The organism is Cytobacillus oceanisediminis, from assembly GCF_004366035.1.
In the GTDB taxonomy this organism is placed as follows: Bacteria; Bacillota; Bacilli; order Bacillales; family Cytobacillaceae; genus Cytobacillus; species Cytobacillus oceanisediminis_C.
Genome location: NZ_SOEE01000056.1, coordinates 1 through 1313, shown reverse-complemented (window position 1 = coordinate 1313; position 1313 = coordinate 1). Strand labels below are relative to the sequence as shown.

Genomic DNA, 1313 nt, shown 5'->3' with positions numbered 1-1313 from the left:
ATCAATCCTTCTAATAAAGAAGAGGTAGTTGGCCGTGTTTCAAAGGCAAACCGCGAGCTTGCGGAAAAAGCGATGCAGGCTGCTGTTGAAGCATTCAAAACATGGAGAAAAGTGAAGCCGGAAACACGCGCAGATGTTTTATTCAAAGCTGCTGCGATTATCCGCCGCCGCAAGCATGAGTTTTCTGCCCTTTTAACAAAGGAAGCAGGAAAGCCTTGGAACGAGGCAGATGCTGATACTGCGGAAGCCATTGACTTCCTTGAGTACTATGCACGCCAAATCTTAAAAATCAAAGACGGTGTTCCAGTCAACAGCCGTCCGAATGAATATAACCGTTATGACTACATTCCACTGGGAGTGGGCATCATCATCTCTCCTTGGAACTTCCCGCTTGCGATCATGGCCGGCACAACTGTTGCCGCTATCGTGGCAGGAAACACTGTTCTATTAAAACCAGCGTCTACCACACCAGTTGTGGCTGCTAAATTCGTAGAAGTGATGGAAGAAGCAGGCCTTCCAAAAGGTGTGCTAAACTTCGTGCCGGGCAGCGGTGCAGAAGTGGGCGACTATTTGGTTGACCATAAAGACACTCGTTTCATCTCCTTCACAGGTTCACGCGACGTTGGTCTTCGCATCAACGAGCGCGCTTCTAAATTGAACGAAGGCCAAATCTGGCTGAAGCGTGTCATCGCTGAAATGGGCGGTAAGGACACAATCGTTGTAGACAAGGAAGCAGACCTTGAATTGGCAGCTACTTCAATCGTTGCCTCTGCTTTCGGATTCTCCGGCCAGAAGTGTTCAGCATGTTCACGTGCGGTTGTAGTAGAAGATGTATACGATCAGGTTCTTAACCGTGTGGTTGAACTGACTAACGAATTAACGCAGGGCAATCCTGAAGACCAGAGCAATTACATGGGTCCAGTGATTGACCAGGGCGCATTTGACAAGATCATGAGCTACATCGAAATCGGCAAAGAAGAAGGCAAGCTGATGACAGGCGGAGAAGGAGACAGCTCGAAAGGATTCTTCATCAAGCCGACTGTATTCGCTGACCTTTCCCCGGATGCACGCTTAATGAAGGAAGAAATCTTTGGACCAGTCGTTGGCTTCACAAAGGCAAAAGATTTCGACCATGCGATTGAAGTCGCCAACAATACCGAGTACGGCTTAACAGGTGCTGTGATCACGCAGAACCGTGAGCACATCCAAAAAGCGCGCGAAGATTTCCATGTTGGAAACTTATACTTCAACCGCGGCTGTACAGGTGCGATCGTTGGATACCAGCCATTCGGCGGATTCAACATGTCAGGAAC

General features: G+C 48.7%; 1 protein-coding gene. It reads left to right on the top strand.

What is annotated here, in order from left to right; genetic code table 11:
- Positions 1–1313: L-glutamate gamma-semialdehyde dehydrogenase (pruA, locus tag DFO72_RS29095; protein WP_113885942.1), on the top strand; the 1313-nt coding region annotated here is incomplete at both ends.